This window comes from Bradyrhizobium glycinis, assembly GCF_016031655.1.
Taxonomy (GTDB): Bacteria; Pseudomonadota; Alphaproteobacteria; order Rhizobiales; family Xanthobacteraceae; genus Bradyrhizobium; species Bradyrhizobium glycinis.
The window spans coordinates 351348-370196 of the sequence record NZ_JACCHQ010000002.1 but is presented as its reverse complement, the minus strand read 5'-3'; the positions used below and the strand labels follow the sequence as shown (position 1 = coordinate 370196).

The window sequence follows — 18849 nt, the reverse complement described above, 5'->3', positions numbered from 1 at the left end:
AGACTAGTCGTTTCGCGCAAAGATTTCACGAAAGTTGTCACTGTCATTCCGGGGCGACGCGCAGCGTCGAGCCCGGAATCCATTCATCCACCAGCTCTGCTGCTTGATGGATTCCGGGTTCGCGCTTCGCGCGCCCCGGAATGACGGCGTGGATGGGGGATGCTCGCCTCACCGCTTCTTCCTGTTCGCGAACGCATTGAACGCGGCAATCGCCTCTTCCGACTTGAGCCGATCGCCGAACAGATGGCCTTCCTGGTCGATGCGGCGGGTCAGCTCTTCGGGCGGGGTGCGCAGCAGCTTGCGCGAGGTCGCGACCGCCTCGGCCGGCAACCGGCAGATTTCGCGCGCCACCTTGCGCGCCTCGACCTCGGTATGTCCCGGCGAGACCACGCTGTTGACGAAGCCCGCGGCATGGGCTTCCGCGGCCGTGAAGCTCCGCCCCATCACCAGCATTGCGAAGGCGCGCTGGTATCCCATTGTGTTCGGCATCAACAGGCTGGCCGCGCCGACCGGCACGAGCCCGAGCTGGATGTAGGGCGCGGAGAAGGTCGCCGCTGTCGAGGCCAGCACGTAGTCGCAATGAAACAGCATCACCGTGCCTATGCCGATCGAGGCGCCGTCGACCGCGGCGATGATCGGCTTGGCGTTGAGGGCGAGCGAATAGAGGAATTTGACACCGTTCGACAGCATCTCGGGCCGCGCGGCGTCGGCGTGCAGAAAATCGTCGATGTCGTCCCCCGCGGTGAAGACGCCCGAGCCGCCGGTGATGATCATGCAGCGGATGTCCGGGTTGTTCTGGGCAGTGTCGATCGCGTGGCTCATCTCCCGGTACATGTTCTGCGTGATCGCGTTCTTCTTGCCCGGACGGCGCAGGGTGATCACGCGCGTTCCGCGCTCTTCGGTGACGACGATGTTGCCATTCGGCATGAGAGCCCCCTTGCGCTCGCCGCTTCGCGAGTCTCGGCAGGGCATCAGCCTACATCATCCCGCAGGCGTGCCAATGCGCTGGCTCAACTTTTCGGCGGTATTCCCGGATCGCAGGGGTCGCGCATAGCAATCCGGGATTCGTCCCGCGGGCGAGGCCGGCCCGGATGACGCTGCCGCTCCATCCGCCCCAGCGGCTTTCTCACCCCAGCAACGCCGCATCCGCCGCTGCGACCGACTCCGCGCTCTCTGTCACGGTGCGCTCGAGCGCGCCGGCCTGAACCGCGATGTTCTCGGCGAAGAAGCGCGCCAGCGCGACGTAGCGCGGCGCATCGCCAAGGCCTTCGGCCTTGGCAGCGAGCGCCTCGGAGGCGAGCAGGCAGCCACCGAGCGTCGCGCCGAATTGCTGCAGATAGGGCGTCGCGCCTGCAAGCGCGTCGTTTGGAGCGGAGGCAACGCGCTCCAACAGCCATTTGCTGGTGCGCGTGAGCGCCTCCAGCGCCTCGCGCAGCTTGGTGCCGGTGGTGCCGAAGGCGGGATCGTTGGAGGCCTCCACCTGCTTGACGGTTGCCGAGAGCTCGTCGAGCAGCGCCCACACTGACGCGCCGCCATTGGCAGCTAACTTGCGCGTGACGAGATCGATCGCCTGGATGCCGTTGGTGCCCTCGTAGATCGCGGTGATGCGGGCATCGCGGTAGTGCTGGGCCGCGCCGGTCTCCTCGATGAAGCCCATGCCGCCATGGACCTGCACGCCGAGATAGGCAACCTCATTGCCGATATCGGTGGAATAGGCCTTGGCCATCGGGGTCAGCAGCGCCGCGCGTGCGGCGGCATCAGCGCGCACCTTCGGATCCTTGGCGCGGGTCGAGACGTCGATCGCAACAGCCGTCGCATAGCAGATGGTGCGCGCGGCCGCAGTCTGCGCCCGCATCCGCATCAGCATGCGCTTGACGTCGGGATGCACGAAGATCGGATCCGAGCCATCGCCTGTCTTGCCCACCGCGCGGCCTTGGCGGCGCTCCTGCGCATACGACAGGGCCTGCTGGTAGGCGCGGTCGGCGACGCCGACGCCCTCCAGGCCGACGCCGAGGCGGGCCTGGTTCATCATCGTGAACATGCAGCGCATGCCCTGGTTCTCTTCGCCGATCAAATAGCCGATCGCGCCGCCATGGTCGCCCATGGTCATGGTGCAGGTTGGCGAAGCATGCATGCCGAGCTTGTGCTCGACCCCGCTCGCATAGATGTCGTTGCGCTGCCCCAGCGAGCCGTCCGCGTTCACCATGAACTTCGGCACCAGGAACAGCGAGATGCCTTTGGTGCCGGCGGGCGCATCCGGCAGACGCGCCAGCACGAAATGCACGATGTTGTCGGTCATGTCGTGCTCGCCATAGGTGATGAAGATCTTCGTCCCCTTGATGCGATAGGTGCCGTCCGCCTGCTTTTCGGCGCGGGTACGCAGCGCGCCGACGTCGGAGCCGGCCTGCGGCTCGGTCAGTTGCATCGTGCCGGTCCATTCGCCGGAGACGAGCTTTTCGAGATAGATCTGCTTCAGCTCGTCACTGCCGTGGGCGTCCAGCGCCTCGATCGCCGAGGCCGTCAGCAACGGGCAGAGGCCGAAGGCGACGTTGGCGGCGCTCCAGATCTCGGTGCAGGCGGCATTGATCGCGAGCGGCAGGCCCTGGCCGCCGAAATCTTCGGGGCCGGACACCGCGTTCCAGCCGCCCTCGGTCCAGCGCTTGTAGGCGTCGGGCCAGCCCGGCGCGGTCGTGACCTTGCCGCCCTCGAGCTTGATGCCGTGCTCGTCGCCGACCTTGTTGAGCGGCGCCAGCACGTCGGATGCGAACTTGCCGGCTTCCTCCAGCACGGCGGCCGCGAGGTCGGCGTCGAAATCGCCGTAATGGCCGGCCTCCACGGCGGCCTTGAGGCCCGCGCCATGGTTGAGCGACAGCAGCATGTCAGAAATGGGCGCGCGGTAGGTCATGGCTCACTCCCCGAGAACAGATATTGGCGCCGTATTCCCATGAAACGGGGGCGGTCTCAACTGCCGGGATGCCGATGGCCTGGCCGGAGCGGGGAGGGCCATTGGGGCCCAGAATAGAGTGTCGGCCGCCCGGCCCTTTTTGCCCCTCCAAGCGGTTGAAATGCCGCGCTGCTCCCTATAGACCGGCTGCGACCGACTGGAATCTCCGGGGGCGGTTCTACCCCGTTCCGTTCGTCGTCAGTTGGGGCGTAGCCAAGCGGTAAGGCAGCGGATTTTGATTCCGCCATTCGGAGGTTCGATCCCTCCCGCCCCAGCCAGTGTTTAAGCTGTTGAGTTCATTCGTTAAGCCGTTCGGTCTCAGTCAGGTCCTTTGGGCGCGTTTGGAAAGAGACTCAGTCCAGAATCGAACGAAACGGCGTGGCCTATCTCCGAGGCTTCCATCCCAACATATGCCGCGAAGCTGCTCGGGCAGGTCTGTCTTGCCCTCATCGTAGAAGAGGGTGCGACGGCGCGCGAAGCGGACAACCGGTCGAGATGTGGTTGTGCGGAATTGCAGCCGTGCCGCAGTCCCAGCCGGCGGCTCCGGGGGCGGTCGTTGCCCCGCTATCGGGACCACTACGACTGCAAATCGCGTGGCCTTCGTTTTCTTGGCCGACCGGAACGATGCAGGCCCCGCACGTCCTGCTGTTGAAAAAGCTCCCCGCATAAATCACGCAACCATTGGCTTGCCGGGTCGTGATGGAAGCGGGCGTGCCAATATTGCTTGACCGTGAAGCCGGCGATCGCCAGCGGGCAATCCAGCACGCGCAGGCCGTAATAGTGAGCCAAGGTTTCGCCGATGTGCCTTGGCAGGGTGGCGATCAGGTCGGTCGTCCCGACGATTGCGGGTAACCCCAAAAAGCCGGGGAGTTCAAGCGCAACATCAAGAACGATCTGCTGCTCCCTCAGCGCGTCCGCGAGCAATTGATGTCCGGTGCCCGAGCGAATGAGGACGTGCGCCTCACGCCGGAAATCCTTCGCGGTGATGCGGTCGCGGATCCGGGCATGTCCTGCGTTCGCCAGGCAGACCCAATCCTGAGGGAAGAGTGTCTGCTGGAAGTGTCCGGCGTCGAGATCCGAGATGTAACCGAGCGCCAGATCGGCCTCGCCAGACTGCAGCATTCGTGGCGTATCGCTGCCGATCTGCGCTGCTTCGATGCGGATGCCCGGCGCAGCGCGGCGAACGTGGGCGAGTATGGCGGGAAGCAGCGTGATGTGGCTCGCATCCGTCATGCAGATGACGAAGCGGCGTTTTGCAGTCGCTGGATCAAACTCGGTGCGAAGCTCGGCCAGACGTCGCAGCATCTCCAACGCCTGTCTGGCGGTGCCGATGAGAGCCTCCGCGCGCGGCGTCGGCAGCATTCCCTCCGCAGACCGGATGAAGAGCGGATCGTCCAGTTCCTTTCGCAGGCGCGCTAGCCAGATCGAAATGGTCGGCTGACTTTGACCGAGCTTCTCGGCTGTTTTGGTGACGCTGCCAGTGGTGAACAAGACGTCGAACAGCCGGAGCAGGCGCGGCTCCAGCAGGCCCGTCTCGGAGATGTCGCGGTGCTTCATTGCGATCTGCAATAATGGATATAGGATCCATAGGATATCCAAATATTCGTTGGCCTGCTAGCACGCTTCGAACCCCAAAACGGGCGAGGGAAGCGTTCGGATGAGGATCTGCTTTATCGGAGCGGGAGCCCTGGGCTCGACCATCGGTGGCGCGCTGGCGCGCGGTGGTGCCGAGGTTTGGTTGATCGATCCCTTTCAAGCTCATGTCGACGCGATCAATGCGGGTGGCCTACGGATGCTCGAAGGTGAAGCCGAGACCGTCGTGAAGGTCTCTGCCTGCACCTCAGCGACCCAGGTCGGCAGCGTGGCGGACCTCGTCGTCGTTCTCGTCAAATCCTACCACACGCGGGATGCGATCCGGTCGGCAGCGCCGATCATCGGGCCGCAGACGGTTGTGATGTCGCTCCAAAATGGTCTTGGTCACGAGGACATTCTTTCGGAGGAAGTCGGTCGTGACCGGGTCATGGCAGGCAAGACCTACGTTGGCGGCGTGCTGCTCGGTCCTGGCCGTGTTCGCTCCGGGGTCGTCGGCAAGGAAACCATCATCGGCGAACTTGATGGAGGCTTGACGGAACGCGCACGGCGAATTTCCGAGACGTTCAATCAGGCCGGCATTCTCACACGGCTCAGCGACAACATCCTGGGCACGATGTGGGACAAGCTGTTCATCAACGTCGCCGGAGGTGGAATTACCGCCGTTACCGGTCTCACCTATGGCGGCCTCTATTCGCTACCGATCCTGGAAGATTGCGCGCTGGCCGCGATCTCTGAGGGCATCGCGGTCGCGCGAGCGGCCGGCGTCAAGATCTCGATTACCGAACCGCGGCGCGCCTGGACGATGGCGTCTGCCGGATTGCCGCCCGAGTTCAAGACGTCGATGCTGCAGAGCTTGCAGTCCGGCAACCTGACCGAGGTCGATTACATTCACGGCTCCGTCGTGCGTTGGGGCGCCAAGCTCAAAGTGCCGACACCGGTCAACGCGACCCTCGTCGCGTTGGTCAAAGGGCTTGAATACGCCCGCACTGACTATCCGGGAAAGGCCTGAGACGATGTCGTTGCCCCGCGCTTATGTCGAGCACGTCGCGATCCGTGTGCCGGACGTTGATCGTCACGTCGACTTCTTTCGTGAGGTGCTTGGTCTTGCCATTCGCGACGAGCAGCCCGCCGATGGTGCGCGCCCGCGTCAGGTATGGGTGCTCGGAAGCGTGCAGCTCATCGAAGACCCGAATTTCGTCGGACCGGAGGGGCGCCTCGCCCATCTCGGCATCATGGTCGACGATTACGAAGGTGTGCTCGCCCGTGCCGCCGCCTGGGGCGCCAAGGCATTGCCCGCCGGCCCGAACTGGCTCGAGCTGCCGGGCGGCCTGAACGTCGAGATCTTGCAAGCCAGCGCAGGCGCCGTGGAAGCGGCCCTCGCGATCAATCCACGAGCCTAAGGAAGACGCGATATGACCGTCGAGCGCTATTGGGACGATGCCAAGGTCGGTGACGAATGCGTCACCCCTTCGGTGACGGTCACTGAAGCGATGGTAAATGCCTATGCCGAACTGACGGGTGATTTCACGCCGGTCCACGTCGACGAGGAATACGCCAGGACCACACCATTCGGCACGCGCGTCGCGCACGGGCTGTTTGGTCTGTCGCTGGCCGACGGTTTGAAGACCCGTGCCGACTACCGCTTCATTCCGGGAATGTCGCTGGGCTGGACCTGGGATTTCAAGCTGCCGATCAAGCTCGGGGATACCGTGCACGTGAAGTTCCGCGTCGGCTCAATGCGCACGACGAAGCGTGATGGGTGGGGCATCGTTGTGTTGCCCTCGGAGCTGATCAATCAGCGCGGCGAAGTGGTGCAGCTCGGCGAGCATCGGCTGATGATTCCGATGCGCCCAAAGACCTCCTCCGCAGGAGAGCAGGCATGACCGCACAAGATCTGCCGCTCAAAGGCATTCGCGTCATCGACTACAGCCATTTTCTGGCAGGCCCGTTCATGGGCCGTTGCCTCGCCGCGATGGGTGCGGAAGTCATCAAGGTGGAGCGTCCGAAGGCAGGCGATGCGGGCCGCGCCCATGGCTATTTCAAGGACGGACAATCCGGCTACTTCCTGCAGCAGAACATGGGCAAGCAGGGATTGTGCATCGACCTGCGCGATACGCGCGGTCTCGACATGATGATGAAGCTCATCGACACGGCCGATGTCTTCATCGAGAACTACCGCCCTGGGGCACTCGAACGTCTCGGGCTTGGCTACAAGGCGCTGTCGGCGCGGAATCGCAGGTTGATCTACTGCTCGGTCTCCGCCTATGGCCACACCGGTCCTTATGCCGAACGTCCGGGCTTCGGCCTGATCGCAGAGGCAATGTCGGGCGCCCTGGCGCAGCTGGGCAATCCCGGTGAAGCGCCGCCGCTGCTGCGGATGCCGCTGGCCGATATGTATACCGGCATTCATGGCGTGGCTGCCATCAATGCCGCGCTGGTCGGCCGCGCGTCCTCCGGACGCGGCCAGCATATCGATCTCGCGCTATACGACTGCATGGTCTCGATGCACGATTATGCGGTGCAGCGCTATTTCCTCTCCGGTGGTACCGACCTGCCGAAGCAGACCGGCAGCGGGCAGCCGGACTCGACCGTCTACGGGATCTTTCCGGCCAGGGACGGCAATCTTGTCATCGCAGCGCAAGTCGACGATGCGTGGCGGCGATTGGCGACGCTGATTGGGGGAAGCCGCTTGGCATCCGACGAACGCTTCACCACGCCTGCGGAGCGCAACGCCCATTATGCCGAAGCGATGGACATCGTGCGCAATTGGACGCTGTCGCAGCCGTCCCGGGATGCCTGCCTCGCGGCACTCGACGAAGCGGGTGTGCCGTCGGCTCCCGTGCAGACGATCGAAGAGGTCGTGAAGGATCCGCAGATCCACGCGCGTGGCATGCTGGTCGAGCAGGAGCATCCTGTCCTCGGCAAGGTGACGCTGCCGAACCTGCCGTTCCGCTTCTCCGATTGCGACACCACGGTGCGCACTCCGGCGCCGCTGCTCGGCCAGGACAATCGCCGCCTTGCAAAGTCGCTGGGACTATCGGCCGAGCTCGTCGAGGCAATGGTGCGCGACGGTGTCCTCTACAACGAAGTCGCGGTGCAGGAGTGAGCCATGAGCGATCGCTATGCGGTGATTGGCAACCCCATCGGCTTCAGCAAATCACCCCTCATCCATGGCACTTTCGCCAGAATGACGGGACAGGATCTTGTCTATGAGGCGATCGAGGCACCACTCGATGGCTTCAACGAACGGGTTGATCAATTCCGGACAGAGGGCGCCAAGGGGCTGAACATCACCGCTCCGTTCAAGCTCGATGCCTTCGAATACGCCAACGAGCTTTCAGAAAGCGCGGAGCGAGCTGGCGCCGCAAACTGCCTGAAGTTCGTCGGTGATCGGATCATCGGCGAGAATTTCGACGGGGTCGGCCTCGTGCGTGACATCACTGTCAATCTCGGCCGCAAACTGGCCGGCCGCCGCGTCCTGATGCTCGGCGCCGGAGGAGCGGCGCGCGGCGCGCTGCTGCCGTTCCTGCGCCAGGAGCCATCCGAGCTGGTTCTGGTCAACCGAACGCTGTCGAAAGCGGTGGCATTGGCTGAAGAGTTTGCCGGCTGTGGTCCCCTGATCGTCAGCGGCTATGCCGAGCTGGCCGATCTTGCCGAAGGCTATGACGTCGTGGTCAACGCGACGTCGGCCAGCCTGCGCGGTGAAATGCCGCCGCTTCCAGGCAATGTCTTCCGCGGTGCGGAGCTGGCCTACGAACTCGCCTATGGCAAAGGGCTGACTCCCTTTCTGCAAGCGGCCCGCGCCGAAGGTGTCGTCAGGCTGGCCGATGGCGTCGGCATGCTGGTGGAGCAGGCGGCCGAAGCTTTTGCCTGGTGGCGCGGTATTCGACCGAGCACGGCTCAGGTCATCGCCGAACTGACCGTGCCATTGAGCTGAACGACGATGCCGAGCATCCATCCGAGATCCAGCTTTCTCGTCGGCCTGATCGGCAGCGGCATCGCGGCGTCCCGCACCCCGCCCATGCACGAAGCGGCCGCTGATGCTGCCGGCATCCGCTATCTCTACAAGAAGATCGATCTGGCCGAGTTGAAGCTCGGCGTGGAGGCATTGCCGGAATTGCTCACCGCGGCAAGGCGGATGGGCTTTGTCGGGTTGAACGTGACCCATCCCTGCAAGCAAGCGATCCTCCCGCTCTTGGACGAGCTTTCGCCTGACGCGGAGGCGCTTGGTGCCGTGAACACCGTGGTCATCAGGAATGGTCGAATGACCGGCCACAACACCGACTGGTTCGGCTTCGCCGAGAACTTTCGCCGCAACATGCAAGGTGCATCGCTCGGTCGCGTCGTCCAATTCGGCGCCGGCGGCGCAGGCGCGGCGGTCGCTTTCGCGCTGATGAAGCTCGGCGTGCAGGAATTGACCATTGTCGACGTCGACTTGGCCAAAGCGCAGAGTTTGGTGGATAGCTTGTCGCCCCGATTTGCAGAAGGGCGCTTGAGGGCCGGCCAGGATGTTGCAGCCGCCGTTGCTGCCGCGGACGGAATTGTCAACGCCACGCCGATCGGCATGGACAAATATCCGGGCACACCGCTGCCGACGGCGCTGCTGCGTCCTGATCTATGGGTCGCTGAGATCGTCTACTTCCCGCTGGAAACCGCATTGCTGCGTACGGCGCGTGCCCTCGGCTGCCGCACCGTCGATGGTGGCGGCATGGCGATCTTCCAGGGCACCGAAGCATTCCGCCTGTTCACGGGCATCTCGCCCGATCCGGACGTTTTCTTCGCCACTTTTGCATCCCTGGGAGGGTGACACCCGGCCGATGGGCGAGCGGCACGTACAACGCCCGAGAGGAAACGCAAGATGGGCTATACGCTCGATTTCTCGGTGGTTTGGCATGCCATGCCCGCGCTGCTGTGGGGGTGCGTGGGTACGTTGGGCCTGGCGCTTGCCGGCATGACGCTCGCGATGATGATCGGTGTCGCCGGCGTCGCGGCACGCGATTCGAAGGCGGCCTGGTTGCGTGCTCTCGTGATCGGCTTCGTCGAGGTCGTGCGCAATACGCCCTTCCTGGTGCAGATCTTCTTTCTGTTCTTTGCCCTGCCGCTCGTCGGATTGAAGCTCAATCCGACAGTCACCGCCATCATCGCGCTCGGGGTCAATGGCGGCGCCTATGCCATCGAGATCATCCGCGGCGGCGTGCAATCCCTCCATAAGGGACAAATAGAAGCCGGCTACGCGCTCGGCCTGCACAAAGGGCAGGTGTTCCGGTTCATCGTGCTCAAGCCCGCGCTTCGTGCGATCTATCCCTCGCTCACGGGGCAGTTCATCATGCTGACGTTGACCTCATCGATCTGTTCGGCGGTGTCGGCCTACGAACTGACGTCGGTTGCGCAGCGAATCGAAAGCGACACGTTCCGCAGCTTCGAGGTCTATTTCTCCGTCACCTTCCTCTACCTCGCGATCTCCTGGCTGTTGATGCTGGGCTTTGCGGTCATCTCTCACCGCTTCTTCTCATATCCGACGCGCTGAGGGAGAGATCATCATGGCACCGCATTTTGGTCTTGCCGAGTTCGGCTTCCTGCTGCGTGGGCTGCAATGGACGATGCTGTTGACGCTGGTCGCGTTCGTGGGCGGCTGCACGGCGGGGCTGGCCGTCGCATTGCTGCGCACCTGTGGTCACAAGGGCGTGGAATGGGTCATCCGCATTTACATCGGGATATTCCAGGGCACTCCGCTGCTGCTGCAGCTTTTCGTCGTGTACTACGGATTGGCGCTGACCGGGCTGAAGCTCGACGCGTTCGTCGCGGTGGCGATCGGTTTTACCGTGAATGCCTCCGCCTTTCTTGGAGAGATCTGGCGCGGAGCGATCCAGGCCGTGCCGCGCGGCCAGACCGAGGGGGCGATGGCGCTTGGATTGCACTATTCGTCGCGCATGCGCGACATCGTGCTGCCGCAGGCGATCCGCATCTCGCTGCCGGCAACCATCGGCTATCTCGTTCAGCTCATCAAGGGCACGTCGCTCGCCGCCATCGTCGGCTTCATCGAGCTCGCTCGGGCCGGCCAGATCGTATCGAACCAGACCTTCCAGCCGTTGCTCGTCTTCGGGGTGGTCGGCGCAATGTATTTCATCCTCTGCTGGCCACTCTCGTGGTGGGGCAGTCGGATGGAAGCCAGGCTCGCCCTGGCCAGTCAGAGGTAGGAACGGCGCACCTGCTCAATCAATACAGCCATCACAAGGAGGAGGAATTTCATGTTGTTTTCACTCAGTCGTCGCCAGCTCGGCATTGCGCTGCTGACGCTCGGGGCAATCGCCATGGCAGACAAGTCGCAGGCGGGCACTCTGGAAGACGTCAAGAAGAAGGGCGTCGTCGTCATCGGCATTCAGGGCGACAATCCACCGTGGGGCTATGTCGATAGCTCGGGAAAGCAGGATGGCATCGATGCGGACATGGGCCGCGCTTTCGCTGAATATCTCGGCGTGAAGGCCGAGTTCGTCCCGCTGGCGGTGGCCAATCGTATTCCCGCGCTGACCACAGGCCGCGTCGACATTCTGTTCGCCACCATGGCCATGCTGCCCGAGCGCGCAAAGGCGGTGCAGTATTCCAAACCCTATGTCGCCAACGAGATCACGCTGGTCGCCGCCCAGGCAACGCCGATCAACAGCAATGCCGACATGAGGAAATTCGTCATCGGCGTTCCCAGGTCCTCCACGCAGGATACTCAGGTGACCAACAACGCCCCGTCCGGGACCGAGATCCGCAGGTTCGACGATGACGCGGCTACCATCCAGGCGCTGCTCTCCGGCCAGGTCCAGGCGGTCGGCGCGAACTTGTTTTATCCCCAGCGTCTCAACGCCGCAAAGCCCGAACTCGGGTTCGAGCCCAAGCTTCACTTCACCGCCTTGTACAACGGAGCCTGCACGCGCCTGGGCGACAAGGAGTGGAACGAGACGGCCAACAAGTTCATCGACCAGATCAAGTCGAACGGCAAGTTGGCCGCTTTCTACGCCAAATGGATGAAGGTCCCGGTGCCAGTCTTCCCCGATTCTGTCCCCGGCGTTCCCTTCACCGTCCAGTAGCCACTGCGCGGCCGACGCGATCTGCGTTGGCCGCCGCCCAACGGCGGAGACCAGCATGCAGGACCAGATCCTGATCGAAATGAAGGGCGTGCAGAAGTGGTACGGCGGGTACCAAGCCCTCCGCAACGTCGATCTCACCGTGCGCAGAGGTGAAAAGATCGTGCTCTGCGGTCCGTCCGGTTCAGGCAAGTCGACGCTGATCCGCTGTATCAACCGCCTGGAGCCGATCCAGCAGGGCAGCATCGTGGTGAACGGCCATCGGCTGGACGACAGCATCAAGGCTATCGATGTCGTACGTCAGGACGTCGGCATGGTCTTTCAGAGCTTCAACCTTTTTCCGCATATGACGGTGTTGCAGAACTGTACACTCGCCCCTATTCGCGCGCGTCGTGCCAGCAAGAGTGAGGCGGAAGCGACCGCGCGAAAATATCTCGAGCGCGTACGCATCGGTGATCAGGCCGAGAAGTATCCGGCTCAACTTTCCGGCGGTCAACAACAGCGTGTCGCGATCGCGCGTGCGCTCTGCATGCAGCCCAAGGTGATGCTGTTCGACGAGCCGACCTCGGCGCTCGATCCTGAGATGGTCAAGGAGGTGCTCGATACGATGATAGGCCTCGCCAATGACGGCATGACCATGATTTGCGTCACCCACGAGATGGGCTTTGCCCGCCAGGTTGCCGACCGGGTCATCTTCATGGCCGAAGGCCAGATCATCGAAGAAGGCGCGCCCGAGGCTTTCTTCCGCAATCCCCAGCACGCCCGCACCAGGCAGTTCCTTGGCGAAATCCTTGCCCATCACTGAACGGAGTACGTCCATGAGCCGTCTTGTCTACGTCCTGAACGGGCCAAATCTCAACCTGCTCGGCAAGCGCCAGCCCCACATCTACGGTCACGAGACACTTGCGGACGTGGAGCGGGATTGCCGGGCGCTAGCCAGGGAGCTTGGCCTGGAGATTCGTTTCCATCAATCCAACAGAGAATACGAGCTGATCGACTGGATCCACGAGGCGCGCGAGACGGCTGCCGGCATCGTGATGAATCCCGCGGCTTTCACCCATACGTCGGTCGCCATCCTGGATGCTTTGAATACGTTCGAGGGCACAGTGATCGAGGTGCACATTTCCAACGTGCACAAGCGCGAGGAATTCCGCCACCACTCGTTTGTCTCCAAACGAGCTGATGGAGTCATCGCAGGCTTCGGCACCCAGGGTTATCTGCTCGGCCTGCGTCGTGTGGCCAAGCTGCTGGATGAGTAAACGCGGTTTGAAATCATTGAACAGACCGCAAGGCCGGTCGACTGGATTCGGGCTCTCCCATTCGCCGCAGCCCGCCGGACCGGACTTGATCCGGATCAAGTTCGAGGTGGACAAGACCGCTAACATACGATTTGCGTAACTCGGCCCACGGTTACGTTGCCAAGTCGCTGCCGAGATCCAAGCCCCTGCATCTCGGCAGCTCCCTTCTTCATGACCTTACCGTGGGAAGGAGCCGATGCCCACCTATTACTTCGATATCAGGGACGGCGTGCCGGTCCGGGACAAGGAGGGGCTGGAGCTTGCGACGGACGGCGCCGCCATCGCTCACAGCAAGGGCCTTGCCGACCAGGTGCGCCGAGACAAGCCGCAGGGTCATCCCAGACTTCAGATCGTCGTCATCGACGAGAGCGGCCGCGAAGTTCATCGCGAGCCGGTCTATCCCGGCGCGGCCGCACCACCCTGAAGGCCGAACCGGCGGCCCGGCTGCGCGGCGAAGGGCGACATTCAAATGGCAACTTCGAACTGCTCCCTTGCCGCAAAGCGCCCAAGGATGCGCCTAAGCGCTGTCAGTTCGGCCTTCCAAGCAGCCTTCGGATGATCTTCCGCAAATTCTCGGCGTACTCGTCGACGACCTGACGCCTCTCGGCCGATGACGGCAGCTGACATTCGTCGTCCCCGTCCGGCGACGGAGTATCGGTCTTGGATCTCCCGCGCATGATGGAGGCGATCGGCTTTGTCACTTTCACGGGAATTCCGACCTCTGATGCACGACGCGTGTCGTTCAGGCTAGGTGCCAATTCCATCTGCGGCCTTCACACAAGTTAAGCCGCCGGAGCGGGTCGAACTGCACTGGCTCGTCCCCGACGCGTGGCGCCGCCGCAAAATCCGGCAAATCGCGGCGCGCTAGGTGCAAGAGGCCGTCGGATCGCACTTCGGGCAGCGGCCGTCGGCGGCTGCGCCGAGCTGACGGCCGAGCTCGGCCCTGAGAGCCTCCTTGTCCCATTCCGTGCCGTCGCATCTGACGATTCGCTTGGCGCGCTCGAAGGCGTGACTCTCGGCGGCGTCATCTCCGATGCGGATGATCACGTCCCAATGGAACGGGCAGGCTGTCGTCGCACGGGTCGTCTCCAGGGCGTAGCGCACGACCTCGGTGAGGTCGGCGGTTTGGATGTCGGCAAGCATGTCGGTTCTCCTGATTGGCGTCCTCCCTTGTCCAGACCATGCTCTGGCTTCGACGAAAATCGGCCCCGGGCTCGATGGGAGCGCCGAGGCCGATTGTTCGCGTGGCTCTTCCATCCAGGGTCTGAACTCGTCCAGCAAACCCGCGCTGCCGATCTTCGTTCCATCGAACTCTCCGGCGGAGCCGCTCTCCGGCCTGCTCCATGTTCGCGGTCTTCTGCACTCATCCGTGAAAGCGGCGCCGGGAAGGCCTCGAATCCAAACGTCGCTCGCTCCGGCAAAGGGGACCTCGAAAAAGCGTTCCCGATGCCGACACAAGGCTAGCGTCAGCGTTACAAACATGTCTTGATCCAGCTCAAAGGCGGCGGCGTTCGACCGAACGCTTCTCGATTGGCAACCCGCTCACAAGCGCTGCGCGATGTCTTGGCGGCTTCCCGCGCCAATCCGTTCAGGACATCTGCGTAAGTATTGGCCCGCAATTTCTTGGTCGCCGCGCCGGGCCCATATCTACAGCATGGAGCGCAACGTCGTCTTCAAATGCCCCCGCACGGGCATGAACGTGCAGCACTGGCTTCCTGGCACAGCCTCCGACGCCGCGGACACGCACGTCCCGGTCCTCTGTCCGGCTTGCGCCTCGCTGCACTTCGTCAATGTCGCCAGCGGCAAGACGTTGAGCGAGGGCATCGGTCGGCCTCGCGCGACCACGGCGCCAGCCGCTCTCGACCACCGCCCGGATCCATCGCGTCCTTGACCTCGTGAGCTTCGCGCGGCCGCGTCCGGATGAGATTTTCCGACTGATCCTCAAGGCATCTCAGACCCAGCCACCATCGACGATGTAGTGCTGCGCGGTGCAGGCGGAAGCCTCGTCGGAGGCGAGGAAGACGGTGAACTTCGCAACTTCGTCCGGCATGAGCCTGCGCTTCAGGCATTGTCGCTGCTGCAGCTCGATCTCGCCGGCCGGCGTCATCCATTTCTCGAGCTGCCGCTCGGTCATGATCCAGCCTGGTGCGATCGCATTGACGCGAATGTTGTAGGGGCCGTAGTCGCGCGCGAGCGAGCGCGTCAGTCCGATCACGCCTGACTTGCTAGCGGTGTAGGCGGCCATACCGCCTTGTCCTGCGATCCAGGACACCGAGCCGAAATTCACGATGGCGCCGGCATTGGCCGCCTTCATGTCCGGCAACACGGCTTGTGATGCGAAGAACTGGTGCTTCAGATTCACCGCGATGCGGTCGTCCCAATAGTCCGGCGTCATCTCCTCGGTGTTGTGCCGCTCGTCATGCGCGGCATTGTTGATCAGGATGTTGATCGGGCCATGAGCCTCGCGTGCCGCGACGACGCCGGCTCGCAGCGCGGGGATGTCGGTGAGATCGACGTGCTGGAAATGGGCGGCCAGTCCCTGGTCGGACAGCTCCCGCGCCAGGCGCTGTCCCTCGTCGATCTTGATGTCGAAGAACACCACCTTGGACTTCTGCTGCGCAAAGCGCCGCACGATCGCAGCGCCAATTCCGGCTGCGCCACCGGTGACGAGCACGACCTTGCCGGCGAGGTCGGAATAGATGGCAGCCATTGGGCACCTCGTTCGTTGCGGCCGGCGCGGTGGGCCGCGGCCGACTCTTTTTTCAAACCTTAGCGATTCCCCTGGTGAGGTGCATAGATCAGATTTTGTGTTGCGTACCTCAAAAATTGAGGGCAGGATTGCGTCAAAGAATAAAAGTCGGTTGGGAGGATGTGATGAGATTGCTCGGGAAACTGGGACTCGCTGCTGTCGCATGCCTGCTTTGGGCCAGTTCCGCGTCAGCCGACACCACGGTGAAATGGCTCCATATCGAGGTCAACCCGGCCCAGGTGAAGATCTGGGAGGAGGTCGCACGCAACTATGAGGCGTCGCACCCCGGTGTGAAGGTCGAGATGCAGTTCCTCGAGAACGAGGCCTACAAGGCCAAGCTGCCGACCATCCTGCAATCCAAGGATCGTCCACACATCATCTACAGCTGGGCCGGCGGGGTGTTGAAGACGCAGGTCGAGGCGGGCGTCCTGGAAGACATCACCGATTCAGTGAAGAGCGGCGGCTACAGCGACACGATCGCACCGGCGGCGCTTGCCGCCTTCACCCAGAACGGCCGCGTCTTTGGACTTCCGATCGCGCTATCGCAGGTCGGCTTCCTCTACAACAAGGATTTGATGGCCAAGGGCAATGTCGATGCAAGCAAGATCAAGACATGGGACGATCTGCTCGGCGCGGTGAAAACGCTGAAGGCCGCGGGTGTTACGCCGATTGTGGTTGGCGGTGCCGACAAATGGCCGCTGCATTTCTACTGGACGCATCTCGCAGTGCGCATCGGCGGCAAGCCGGCCTTCGATGCAGCACTGAAGGGTGAGAATGGCGGCTTCGCCGGCGAGACCTTCCAGAAATCCGGCGAGCTGTTCAAGCAGCTGGTCGATCTCCAGCCGTTCCAGAACGGCTTCCTCGGCTTCAAGAACCCGCAGGCCGTCGGCTATTTCGGTGACGGCAAGGCCGCGATGATCCTGGCCATCTCGTCCTTCTACCACACCCAGCGCGCGCTCGCCGCCGATAAGGTCGGTCTCAGCGACGACAAGCTCGGCTGGTTCGATTTTCCTGTCGTACCCGGCGGCAAGGGTGCGCCGTCAGACACGCTCGGCGGCATCACCGGCTGGCTGATCACCAAGGGGGCGCCCAAGGAAGCCACCGACTTCCTGAAATTCTTTATCTCCAAGGACGTGCAGGCACGGCTTGCCGCCGGCAACTTCATCGTTCCCGTCGTCAAAGGTGGCGAGGCCGGCCTCAACAGCGCCTTCATGAAGCAGATCGCGGCCAACCTGGCGAAGTCCAACTATCACCAGAACTTCTACGATCAGAGCCTCGGCCCCTCGGTCGGCCGCGTCGTCAACGACGTCACGGCCGAGATCGCCGGCGGCAGCATGAGCCCGCAGAACGCGGCGAAAGCCATCGAAGCGGCGTACAAGCAAGGTAACTGATTGTGGCGCGACGGATCGCGATCACCTCGCCGATCGGCGTTGCCGGTGAGGCGGCCCCCCAGGTCGCGGTTCGTGGCCCAGGCTGGGACGGACGCTTCACGGTCCTGATCCTGTTCCTGCCGCCCGCGCTGCTGCTGTTCACGCTGTTCGTGGTGCTGCCGATCGGCGAGGCCGCCTGGTACTCGGCCTTCAACTGGAACGGCTTCGGCAGGCCGACCAACTGGATCGGCCTCGACAATTACCGCTTCGTGCTGGAAACCCGCGCGTTCTGGCTCGCGCTGCGCAACAACGCTCTGATCATCGCCGTCTCGCTCGCAATCCAGCTGCCGCTCGCGCTGACCTTGGCCTTGATGCTGGCCGAAAAGTTTCGCGGCGCGGTGGCGCTGCGCATGCTGTTCTTCATGCCCTATATCCTCGCCGAGATTGCGACGGGGCTGATTTTCAGCTTCGTCTATGATGGCGACTACGGCCTCGTCGCCTCGATCTGGCGCACGTTCGGCGCCGAGCCTCCGCATCTTCTGGCCTCGACCGACACGGCAATGCTGGCGGTGCTGATCGTGGTGGTCTGGAAATATTTCGGCTTCCACATGATGCTGTTCATCGCGGCGCTCCAAAGCCTCGACAAGACCCTGGTCGAGGCCGCGCGGATCGACGGCGCGACGCGGACGCAGACGCTGCGCCACGTCGTGATCCCCTTGCTCTATCCGACGATCCGTCTGTCCGTGTTCTTCGCCATCATCGGATCCCTGCAGCTGTTCGATCTCGTCATGCCGCTGACGCGCGGCGGACCGGCCGACTCCTCGAACACGATGGTGAGCTTTCTCTACAACAACGGCATCTCGCGCATGCGGGTCGGCTATGGCAGCGCCATCGGCGTCATCCTGTTCGCGATCTGCGTGACCTTTGCCTTCACCTACAAGCGATGGTTCATGCGCGATGAATAGCGCCGGTGCCAGAAACGCGTTCGATCCCGCCGTGCTGTTCAAGGCGCTGTTCCTCGGCCTGGTCGCGATCTTCGTCCTGGTGCCGCTGCTCGCGACCCTGCTCGGCGGCTTCAAGTCGCTCGGAGAACTCCGCGTCAATCCGTTCGGCTTGCCCGCACAATGGGAATGGCAGAACTACGCCGACATCCTGTTCTCGGCGCGCTATTGGCAGCTCCTGCGCAATTCGCTTGTTATCTCGACACTGTCGGTGACGCTGACCCTGATCACGGCGTCGATGGCCGCGTTCACCTTCGCCCATATCAGGTTCTTCGGCTCATCGATGCTGCTCAGCTATCTGACGCTCGGCCTGCTGTTCCCGGCCGCGACCGCCGTGCTGCCTCTGTTCATCAAGGTGCGGGATCTCGGCCTGCTCGATACCTATTTCGGCGTCGCGCTGCCGCAGGTGGCCTTCAGCCTCGCCATGAGCGTGCTGCTGCTACGCCGCTTCTTCAAGGACATTCCGTACGAGCTGCTCGAGGCCGCGCTGGTCGACGGCTGCAGCTACATCAAGTTCTTCCGCTATGTGACGCTGCCCTTGTCGCGTCCGATCCTGGCGACCGTCGGCACCATCACCTTCGTCAACAGCTGGAACGCCTATCTGCTGCCGCTGGTGATGCTGAACACCGATGCGCTGTATCCCTGGCCGCTCGGCATCATGGTCTACCAGGGCGAATATTCGTCCGAATGGCACCTGATCCTGGCCTTCATCATGCTCACCATCCTGCCCACGATCATTCTGTTCCTGCTGGCGCAGAAGCACATCGTGGCCGGCCTCACCGCAGGCGCGGTCAAGGGATGAGCCATCTGAGGAGATCATA

General features: G+C 63.0%; 20 protein-coding genes and 1 tRNA gene. 16 read left to right on the top strand and 5 right to left on the bottom strand.

Annotated features, from left to right (window positions below; all coding sequences use genetic code 11):
- Positions 1-168: 168 nt before the first annotated feature.
- Positions 169-927, bottom strand: coding sequence for an enoyl-CoA hydratase-related protein (locus tag HZZ16_RS06030; RefSeq protein WP_197947592.1), 759 nt, complete (start codon positions 925-927; stop codon positions 169-171).
- Positions 928-1126: 199 nt separating this feature from the next.
- Positions 1127-2905, bottom strand: a complete 1779-nt coding sequence (locus tag HZZ16_RS06025) for an acyl-CoA dehydrogenase family protein (RefSeq protein ID WP_197947591.1) — start codon at positions 2903-2905, stop codon at positions 1127-1129.
- A gap of 242 nt (positions 2906-3147) precedes the next feature.
- Between HZZ16_RS06025 and HZZ16_RS06020 the strand changes: the two genes are divergently transcribed.
- Positions 3148-3222: transfer RNA gene (locus tag HZZ16_RS06020), tRNA-Gln, on the top strand.
- 298 nt (positions 3223-3520) lie between these two features.
- Here HZZ16_RS06020 and HZZ16_RS06015 read toward each other — a convergent pair.
- Positions 3521-4501, bottom strand: coding sequence for a LysR family transcriptional regulator (locus tag HZZ16_RS06015; protein WP_197947590.1), 981 nt, complete (start codon positions 4499-4501; stop codon positions 3521-3523).
- A gap of 100 nt (positions 4502-4601) precedes the next feature.
- Between HZZ16_RS06015 and HZZ16_RS06010 the strand changes: the two genes are divergently transcribed.
- The 12 genes from HZZ16_RS06010 to HZZ16_RS05955 all read left to right on the top strand — a co-directional run bounded on the left by HZZ16_RS06010 (position 4602) and on the right by HZZ16_RS05955 (position 13332).
- The gene (locus HZZ16_RS06010) at positions 4602-5546 is read left to right on the top strand and encodes a ketopantoate reductase family protein (RefSeq protein ID WP_197947589.1); all 945 of its coding nucleotides are present in this window, start codon (positions 4602-4604) and stop codon (positions 5544-5546) included.
- A 4-nt stretch (positions 5547-5550) separates the two neighbouring features.
- Complete coding sequence (locus tag HZZ16_RS06005) at positions 5551-5937, top strand: VOC family protein (protein ID WP_027571023.1); 387 nt, start codon at positions 5551-5553, stop codon at positions 5935-5937.
- A 12-nt stretch (positions 5938-5949) separates the two neighbouring features.
- A complete protein-coding gene (locus HZZ16_RS06000; RefSeq protein WP_197947588.1) occupies positions 5950-6420 on the top strand; it encodes a MaoC family dehydratase in 471 nt (156 codons plus the stop codon).
- Positions 6417-7643, top strand: a complete 1227-nt coding sequence (locus HZZ16_RS05995) for a CaiB/BaiF CoA transferase family protein (RefSeq protein ID WP_197947587.1) — start codon at positions 6417-6419, stop codon at positions 7641-7643. The genes HZZ16_RS06000 and HZZ16_RS05995 overlap by 4 nt, the downstream gene beginning before the upstream one ends.
- 3 nt (positions 7644-7646) lie before the next feature.
- Positions 7647-8474: a shikimate dehydrogenase gene (gene aroE, locus HZZ16_RS05990; protein WP_197947586.1), complete on the top strand. Its 828-nt coding sequence runs from the start codon at positions 7647-7649 to the stop codon at positions 8472-8474.
- A 6-nt stretch (positions 8475-8480) separates the two neighbouring features.
- Positions 8481-9344 (top strand): shikimate dehydrogenase, encoded by an 864-nt coding sequence (locus HZZ16_RS05985; protein WP_197947585.1) that lies wholly within the window; start codon positions 8481-8483, stop codon positions 9342-9344.
- 51 nt (positions 9345-9395) lie between these two features.
- A complete protein-coding gene (locus tag HZZ16_RS05980) occupies positions 9396-10064 on the top strand; it encodes an amino acid ABC transporter permease (RefSeq protein WP_197947584.1) in 669 nt (222 codons plus the stop codon).
- A gap of 13 nt (positions 10065-10077) precedes the next feature.
- Positions 10078-10734, top strand: a complete 657-nt coding sequence (locus HZZ16_RS05975) for an amino acid ABC transporter permease (protein ID WP_197947583.1) — start codon at positions 10078-10080, stop codon at positions 10732-10734.
- A 51-nt stretch (positions 10735-10785) separates the two neighbouring features.
- Positions 10786-11613 carry a transporter substrate-binding domain-containing protein gene (locus tag HZZ16_RS05970; protein WP_197947582.1) on the top strand — a complete coding sequence of 276 codons (828 nt, stop codon included), beginning with the start codon at positions 10786-10788 and terminating at the stop codon, positions 11611-11613.
- 55 nt (positions 11614-11668) lie between these two features.
- A complete protein-coding gene (locus tag HZZ16_RS05965) occupies positions 11669-12415 on the top strand; it encodes an amino acid ABC transporter ATP-binding protein (RefSeq protein WP_197947581.1) in 747 nt (248 codons plus the stop codon).
- Positions 12416-12428: 13 nt separating this feature from the next.
- Positions 12429-12869 carry a type II 3-dehydroquinate dehydratase gene (gene aroQ / locus HZZ16_RS05960; protein WP_197947580.1) on the top strand — a complete coding sequence of 147 codons (441 nt, stop codon included), beginning with the start codon at positions 12429-12431 and terminating at the stop codon, positions 12867-12869.
- A 235-nt stretch (positions 12870-13104) separates the two neighbouring features.
- Positions 13105-13332 (top strand): DUF6894 family protein, encoded by a 228-nt coding sequence (locus HZZ16_RS05955; protein ID WP_197947579.1) that lies wholly within the window; start codon positions 13105-13107, stop codon positions 13330-13332.
- Positions 13333-13772: 440 nt separating this feature from the next.
- Here HZZ16_RS05955 and HZZ16_RS05950 read toward each other — a convergent pair whose 3' ends face one another.
- Complete coding sequence (locus tag HZZ16_RS05950) at positions 13773-14051, bottom strand: hypothetical protein (RefSeq protein ID WP_197947578.1); 279 nt, start codon at positions 14049-14051, stop codon at positions 13773-13775.
- Between the two features lie 808 nt (positions 14052-14859).
- Entirely contained in the window at positions 14860-15618 is a 759-nt protein-coding gene (locus tag HZZ16_RS05945; protein ID WP_197947577.1) for an SDR family NAD(P)-dependent oxidoreductase, read from the bottom strand.
- Positions 15619-15782: 164 nt separating this feature from the next.
- On the opposite strand from HZZ16_RS05945, the gene HZZ16_RS05940 reads away from it, so the two are divergent.
- Genes HZZ16_RS05940 through HZZ16_RS05930 form a run of 3 tightly spaced genes read left to right on the top strand, consistent with a single transcriptional unit; the run spans position 15783 to position 18830 of the window.
- Positions 15783-17048: an extracellular solute-binding protein gene (locus HZZ16_RS05940; RefSeq protein ID WP_197947576.1), complete on the top strand. Its 1266-nt coding sequence runs from the start codon at positions 15783-15785 to the stop codon at positions 17046-17048.
- A 2-nt stretch (positions 17049-17050) separates the two neighbouring features.
- A complete protein-coding gene (locus HZZ16_RS05935) occupies positions 17051-17992 on the top strand; it encodes a carbohydrate ABC transporter permease (protein WP_197947575.1) in 942 nt (313 codons plus the stop codon).
- Entirely contained in the window at positions 17985-18830 is an 846-nt protein-coding gene (locus HZZ16_RS05930) for a carbohydrate ABC transporter permease (protein ID WP_197947574.1), read from the top strand. Before HZZ16_RS05935 ends, HZZ16_RS05930 begins: the two co-directional genes overlap by 8 nt.
- Positions 18831-18849 lie beyond the last annotated feature (19 nt).

What these genes read in the sequence shown, in the direction of transcription:
- HZZ16_RS06030 (WP_197947592.1), bottom strand. Translation starts at nt 927, where the DNA reads ATGCCGAATGGCAACATCGTCGTCACCGAAGAGCGCGGAACGCGCGTG.
- HZZ16_RS06025 (WP_197947591.1), bottom strand. Translation starts at nt 2,905, where the DNA reads ATGACCTACCGCGCGCCCATTTCTGACATGCTGCTGTCGCTCAACCAT.
- HZZ16_RS06015 (WP_197947590.1), bottom strand. Translation starts at nt 4,501, where the DNA reads ATGAAGCACCGCGACATCTCCGAGACGGGCCTGCTGGAGCCGCGCCTG.
- HZZ16_RS06010 (WP_197947589.1), top strand. Translation starts at nt 4,602, where the DNA reads ATGAGGATCTGCTTTATCGGAGCGGGAGCCCTGGGCTCGACCATCGGT.
- HZZ16_RS06005 (WP_027571023.1), top strand. Translation starts at nt 5,551, where the DNA reads ATGTCGTTGCCCCGCGCTTATGTCGAGCACGTCGCGATCCGTGTGCCG.
- HZZ16_RS06000 (WP_197947588.1), top strand. Translation starts at nt 5,950, where the DNA reads ATGACCGTCGAGCGCTATTGGGACGATGCCAAGGTCGGTGACGAATGC.
- HZZ16_RS05995 (WP_197947587.1), top strand. Translation starts at nt 6,417, where the DNA reads ATGACCGCACAAGATCTGCCGCTCAAAGGCATTCGCGTCATCGACTAC.
- aroE (WP_197947586.1), top strand. Translation starts at nt 7,647, where the DNA reads ATGAGCGATCGCTATGCGGTGATTGGCAACCCCATCGGCTTCAGCAAA.
- HZZ16_RS05985 (WP_197947585.1), top strand. Translation starts at nt 8,481, where the DNA reads ATGCCGAGCATCCATCCGAGATCCAGCTTTCTCGTCGGCCTGATCGGC.
- HZZ16_RS05980 (WP_197947584.1), top strand. Translation starts at nt 9,396, where the DNA reads ATGGGCTATACGCTCGATTTCTCGGTGGTTTGGCATGCCATGCCCGCG.
- HZZ16_RS05975 (WP_197947583.1), top strand. Translation starts at nt 10,078, where the DNA reads ATGGCACCGCATTTTGGTCTTGCCGAGTTCGGCTTCCTGCTGCGTGGG.
- HZZ16_RS05970 (WP_197947582.1), top strand. Translation starts at nt 10,786, where the DNA reads ATGTTGTTTTCACTCAGTCGTCGCCAGCTCGGCATTGCGCTGCTGACG.
- HZZ16_RS05965 (WP_197947581.1), top strand. Translation starts at nt 11,669, where the DNA reads ATGCAGGACCAGATCCTGATCGAAATGAAGGGCGTGCAGAAGTGGTAC.
- aroQ (WP_197947580.1), top strand. Translation starts at nt 12,429, where the DNA reads ATGAGCCGTCTTGTCTACGTCCTGAACGGGCCAAATCTCAACCTGCTC.
- HZZ16_RS05955 (WP_197947579.1), top strand. Translation starts at nt 13,105, where the DNA reads ATGCCCACCTATTACTTCGATATCAGGGACGGCGTGCCGGTCCGGGAC.
- HZZ16_RS05950 (WP_197947578.1), bottom strand. Translation starts at nt 14,051, where the DNA reads ATGCTTGCCGACATCCAAACCGCCGACCTCACCGAGGTCGTGCGCTAC.
- HZZ16_RS05945 (WP_197947577.1), bottom strand. Translation starts at nt 15,618, where the DNA reads ATGGCTGCCATCTATTCCGACCTCGCCGGCAAGGTCGTGCTCGTCACC.
- HZZ16_RS05940 (WP_197947576.1), top strand. Translation starts at nt 15,783, where the DNA reads ATGAGATTGCTCGGGAAACTGGGACTCGCTGCTGTCGCATGCCTGCTT.
- HZZ16_RS05930 (WP_197947574.1), top strand. Translation starts at nt 17,985, where the DNA reads ATGAATAGCGCCGGTGCCAGAAACGCGTTCGATCCCGCCGTGCTGTTC.